Raw genomic sequence first — 5153 nt, 5'->3', positions numbered from 1 at the left:
CCCGGTGTAATTGTTTACGACGATGTAAAGAATCTGAAGTACCCGATGCCGATACTGGCACACGATAAAGACGACACTTTTGTAGGCCGTATCCGCCGCGATGAAAGCCAGGCGAATACTTTAAACTGCTGGATAGTGTCAGATAACCTGCGTAAAGGTGCTGCTACCAATGCCGTGCAGATCGCGGAGTATTTATATGCCAATCATTTGATAGGGCAGGCTGTAGAAGCTTAGTGATTAGAGACTAGAGATTAGTTTCTGGTGGGGATATTAGAAACAATAGGGATGATCGGGAGATTATCCCTATTGTTATGTAAATAATCTTTCGAATGAGAGCTGTTTACCTATTTGCTTTTTTTTGCTCCTTTTTTGCATGGGATCATTTACATGCCCAGAGCCCAAATGCTATTGAAGAAGATATTGCAAAGTCTTTTAAAAAAATAGCCTATTGGAATGCCTATCGTTTTAGCCATAGCGGAAGTGCTGATACTGCCGCCTATGCGTATGATTCGGTAGGGAATGCAAACAAAATATTCAGAGAAAAATTGACTTACTATACTTCAAAATATCCATTTACCTTAAATGCTAAATTTAAGGATTTGGATAGTACAGGCTTATCAATTATAACTTCAAATGATGGGTTGTTAAGGATATATTCCTGGGATAATAGTTTAGGTGGTACGATGCGGTTTTACGAGAGCGTTATCCAGTATAAGGCTGGTCCGGGCGTGAAAGCTATTGTAAAGGCCGATACCACGTCGGGTAGCGGCGGTTATTATTATCATTATTCAAATATTTATACGTTAAAAGCAAATGGCAGAACTTATTACCTCGCTATTTATTTCGGTAGATTTTCGACGAAGGACATGGCTTTGGGTATTCAGGTTTTCTCGATTGAAAACGGGATATTATCAGATAAGGTAAACATTATTAAAACTGCCGATGGATTGTCCAGTAATCTTTTTTACAATTTTAATATATTCTCCGTACCGGGCCACATAAAGGACGCAAAACTTCTTTATAATGACACCTTAAAAACAATCTCTCTGCCCGTAGTCGTCGCACATGGGAAAGTTACCAAGGCAAGGATCATTTATAAATTTAATGGGCAGTATTTTGAGCGGGTAAAAAACTGAATTCAAATAAGGTGACTCAATATTTTGCGTCTCTGAGCGACATGCCAGTATAAGGCGCCAGTCTGAGGTGATTTGCAAGCGGGAGACGCAATATATTGCGTTTCTACAAAATCAAAACCTTCATTATAACTTTAAATTATACTGTTTTCCTTATCTTTGAAAACAGTATAACTCTATGATCTCTTTTTCTCACCGTGTTTTTATGCAGGTTGCTGCTAATTTGAGTTTCAGTAAAGCGGCGCAGACGCTTTTTGTAACGCAGCCTGCTGTAAGTAAACACATCAAAGCGTTGGAAGACCAGTATAAAGTGCCTTTATTTGAGCGAAAGGGAAATAGCATCCTATTAACCGAAGCAGGTAAAAAGTTAAACGAGTACCTGCTGCAGGCTACCGAAATTGAACGCAAAGCCGAGTATGACCTCTCTGTTTTGAGCAGCCTTTCGCATGCTGCCGGGCATTTGCGCCTGGGGGCCAGTACCACCATCGCGTTGTATATTTTGCCCTCCATATTATCAGGCTTTCAGCGGGAATATGCCAATGTGGATGTTCAGCTGGTAAATCGTAACTCCGAATATATTTTAAATGCACTGCTCAATCATGAAGTGGATATTGGCATTATCGAAGCTGATAATAAACTGACGACCGTATCCTACAAACCCTTTATGAGCGATGAGGTAATACCGGTATGTTCTGCCAAAAGCCCGCTGGCAGGGAGGTCGTTAACGCTGAAACAGTTTGTAAAGACACCCCTTGCTTTGAGGGAAAGGGGTTCTGGTACTTTGGATGCGTTATTGCGCTCACTTTCGGCGTTGCATATTAAGCCCGCCGACCTTTCGGTAAAAATAAGACTCGGCGGAACCGAAGCATTAAAAAATTTCCTTTTGGCCGATCAATGCCTTGGCTTTATGCCCCGGCCGTCCATTGTACGCCAACTCGCCGAAGGTGATTTGGTTGAGGTGCCCATCGAAGGCTTAAAAATAACCCGCGATTTCTTTTTTATCCGCCGGAAAGGCACCGAAGACTATGGGTTGACGAGCAATTTCATAGAGTATGCCTTAACGCATACCAGGGACTGAAACCATCCCCCATTTATTTGAGAATGAAAATAAATACCCTCTTTCCTTCTCCAAAATTGTTAAAACCATTTCAAAATCCATTTGTCTTTATATAAAGATTAAATTTTATAATTTTTAATCAATAAATTTATATCATGGCAACTTTAAGTAATCGTAAAGTAGCGATCCTTACCGAAGAAGGATTTGAACAAATAGAACTCACCAGCCCTAAAGCGGCCCTGGAGGCAGCAGGCGCTATGGTGCATATTATATCACCAAAAAAAGGTAAAATTAAAGCCTGGGATAAAACTAACTGGGGTATTGAAATTGAAGTCGATCGCCAGGTAAGCGATGTAAGCCCGGATGACTACGATGCGTTGGTTTTACCGGGTGGTGTATTGAACCCCGACAAATTAAGGCAAAACGCGGATGCTGTTGCTTTTGTTGCGGCATTTTTAGAAGAAGGCAAACCCATTGCAGCTATTTGCCACGGCCCTCAGATGCTGATTGAAACCGATATGATCTACGGCCGCAAATTAACCTCCTATCCTTCTATAAAAACCGACCTGAAAAACGCAGGCGCCGAATGGATTGATGAAGAAGTAGTAGTTGATAATGGCTTGGTTACCAGTCGCCGGCCTGCAGACCTTGGTGCATTTAATAAAAAAATGATAGAGGAGTTTGCCGAAGGGATCCACGAGGAGTATTAGGTTTTATCCTAATTGTCATTGCGAGGAGGAACGACGAAGCAATCGCGAACTTTGCAAGCGGTGATACATAATGGTGACGTATAGTTCGCGATTGCCTCCGCCAATGGGCGGATCGCAATGACAAAATTATTATTGAAGTTTCTTTAAGACATCCGTCCCCAACCCATCAGTACTTTCCACCGCATTTGAGAGCACGATAACTGCGACGTTTTTTGTAGTGTTAAAAGCCATAAAACTGCTGCTGCCGTTGGTGCCGCCGTTATGAAAAATATAGTCGACCCCATTTACGGTGATGATATGCCAGGCCAGGCCGATCTTTACGTCTTTTGTAAAAGTAATATGCTGGCTTAACTCTATCGCTTTTCCAAGTTTTTCATTGCCCGGGTGCATATTGGCTTTGGCATATAACAACATATCGTTTAAGGTTGATCTTAATGCGCCGCAGGGAGCAAGTACATCAAAATCCCAGGGTGGGGTTGGCATGCCGCCTGCATTATAAACCTGTACAAAGCGCGGCATGGCCAGCGGGTTTAAAAATTGCCCGGTACTGTACATTCCCAGTGGTTTGCAAATAATCTCCTTCACCATTTCTTCGTAAGGTTTTTGACTTATGGTTTCTAAAATACTGCCCAGCAAACCTAAGCCGAGATTAGAATAGGCATATTGCGTGCCGGGCTGGCTCTTTATTTTGCAGGTTTTGAGGTAGTCGTATAGTAGTTCCTTTGTATAGTCTTTGTAAGGGTTTAAAGGATCGGTTGCATGCGGGATCAGGTTATCCGGCAACCTTTCGAGTCCGGAAGTATGGTTGCATAATTCCTGTAAAGTTATGGATGCCAATTGCGGATTGGCGGCAACTGAATCAGGAAGGTATTTGCGGATAGGGTCCCGTAAGCTTGCTTTTCCTTCATTCACGTAATAGGCCAGCAGGATGGCCGTAAACGTTTTGGTGATGGAGCCAAGTTCAAAAAAAATGTCCCCATTGGGTATCTTGCTATTGCCTTTTACAGTTTCGCCATAACCATAGGTACTGATGGTCCCATTATCAATTACGCCGATACACAGGCCAACGGTATTAGCTTTTTGGATATACCTACGGGCCGCCGAATCAACCTTCCTGTCTGTATTTGTTTTTAAAGGATTATTTGAAGGAACCAACGCGGTTTTATCAGCAACCGGTTCCTGGTATTGTTGAAACAGGAAGAGCTCCAGTTTGCCTTTTTTATCGAGGCTCATCAGCAGTTGAAGCGTTATCGCATCGAACTTAAGTTTGTAAGTGGCAACATTGTTGTTTACAAAACTGATCAGCGTTGCTTCTTTTATTTCCCCCAAAGGGAACAGCTGGTTAGTAGCTACCCCGTTAAATGCATCGATGCTTAATTCTTTTTGAAACGCGTCCCCGCCCATGTTGTAAATAGCATCGGCATTTTTTTGGTTAAAATACGTTTTTACCTGCTGAAAAACAGAATCCACTTTCTGCTGCTGGCGGCTTTGAGCGGAGGCCATAGATGAAAGAATAAGTAAGAAAAGGAAACTAAGCGTTGACTTCATAACAAGATTTCAAAAGAGAACGGAATAAAGCTGAAATTAATGCAATGGATCTGTAAGACGCACGAATTTTTGCTCGTTGCGAGCCCATAATATCCTGTAAATAATAATTCCCACCAAAGCGCCTGATAAATAGGTGTAGCCTATAAAGTTAAACATGTTGGATGGATCTGTTGAAATATAGGCCATGAGATCATGTTTTACAAACGCAATAATGATACTGATGAGGAAGCACATAGCAAATCCAAAAAATATACCACCGTCAATCAACGAATATCTTATCGGACCTCTTTTTCGAATATGATCCCAGTCTTTAACAAATTTCATGTTCTCGATATCCGTTGTGGTTAAGCCTTTCCGTTTTAACTTCTTCTCGTATTCCAGTTGGTCTTTGTAGCGGTAGTAGCCAGGGATAAATCCAATAATATCCATAAATCCAAACCAATAAATTATGTCTTTGTCTTTAACAATCCAAAAAATCACTAAAGGGAATATCAACGAAAGTAGGAAACCTTTGAGGCTATTTCTTAAATACGATTTAAAAACAGGGCCCATCGGGTTTACTTATTATGGATTTTGCCCTGCCAGCAAAAATAGCGCCGCCATACGTATCGCCACTCCATTTTCTACCTGATCTAGGATGATGGATTGCTTGCTGTCGGCTACATCGCTGGTGATCTCCACGCCGCGGTTAATAGGGCCGGGGTG

The 5153-nt window shown here is 41.9% G+C and carries 6 protein-coding genes and 1 pseudogene; 4 read left to right on the top strand and 3 right to left on the bottom strand.

Annotation, left to right across the window (positions count from 1 at the left end; translation table 11 throughout):
• The 4 genes from QZY09_RS00060 to QZY09_RS00045 all read left to right on the top strand — a co-directional run.
• The coding region (locus QZY09_RS00060; protein WP_295666430.1) for an Asd/ArgC dimerization domain-containing protein at window positions 1-234 on the top strand (234 nt) is incomplete at its 5' end.
• 95 nt (window positions 235-329) lie between these two features.
• Entirely contained in the window at window positions 330-1136 is an 807-nt protein-coding gene (locus QZY09_RS00055) for a hypothetical protein (RefSeq protein WP_295666427.1), read from the top strand.
• Window positions 1137-1311: 175 nt separating this feature from the next.
• The gene (locus QZY09_RS00050) at window positions 1312-2211 is read left to right on the top strand and encodes a LysR substrate-binding domain-containing protein (RefSeq protein ID WP_295666424.1); all 900 of its coding nucleotides are present in this window, start codon (window positions 1312-1314) and stop codon (window positions 2209-2211) included.
• Between the two features lie 134 nt (window positions 2212-2345).
• Complete coding sequence (locus QZY09_RS00045) at window positions 2346-2900, top strand: type 1 glutamine amidotransferase domain-containing protein (protein WP_295666420.1); 555 nt, start codon at window positions 2346-2348, stop codon at window positions 2898-2900.
• A gap of 129 nt (window positions 2901-3029) precedes the next feature.
• On the opposite strand, the gene QZY09_RS00040 is transcribed toward QZY09_RS00045, so the two are convergent.
• The 3 genes and pseudogenes from QZY09_RS00040 to QZY09_RS00030 form a co-directional block, all read right to left on the bottom strand.
• On the bottom strand, window positions 3030-4448 hold the full coding sequence (locus QZY09_RS00040; RefSeq protein ID WP_295666417.1) for a serine hydrolase: 1419 nt from the start codon (window positions 4446-4448) through the stop codon (window positions 3030-3032).
• Window positions 4449-4484: 36 nt separating this feature from the next.
• Window positions 4485-4877 (bottom strand): hypothetical protein, encoded by a 393-nt coding sequence (locus QZY09_RS00035; protein ID WP_295666415.1) that lies wholly within the window; start codon window positions 4875-4877, stop codon window positions 4485-4487.
• Between the two features lie 135 nt (window positions 4878-5012).
• Window positions 5013-5153, bottom strand: a pseudogene (locus tag QZY09_RS00030) (aspartate carbamoyltransferase); the annotation flags it as partial.

The organism is uncultured Mucilaginibacter sp., from assembly GCF_903913935.1.
In the GTDB taxonomy this organism is placed as follows: Bacteria; Bacteroidota; Bacteroidia; order Sphingobacteriales; family Sphingobacteriaceae; genus Mucilaginibacter.
The sequence above is the reverse complement of the archived record's forward strand: the minus strand, read 5'-3'. Positions and strand labels throughout refer to the sequence as shown.

Excerpts from the sequence above, each read along its gene's own strand:
- QZY09_RS00055 (WP_295666427.1), top strand. The coding sequence starts at position 330 with ATGAGAGCTGTTTACCTATTTGCTTTTTTTTGCTCCTTTTTTGCATGG.
- QZY09_RS00050 (WP_295666424.1), top strand. The coding sequence starts at position 1,312 with ATGATCTCTTTTTCTCACCGTGTTTTTATGCAGGTTGCTGCTAATTTG.
- QZY09_RS00045 (WP_295666420.1), top strand. The coding sequence starts at position 2,346 with ATGGCAACTTTAAGTAATCGTAAAGTAGCGATCCTTACCGAAGAAGGA.
- QZY09_RS00040 (WP_295666417.1), bottom strand. The coding sequence starts at position 4,448 with ATGAAGTCAACGCTTAGTTTCCTTTTCTTACTTATTCTTTCATCTATG.
- QZY09_RS00035 (WP_295666415.1), bottom strand. The coding sequence starts at position 4,877 with ATGGATATTATTGGATTTATCCCTGGCTACTACCGCTACAAAGACCAA.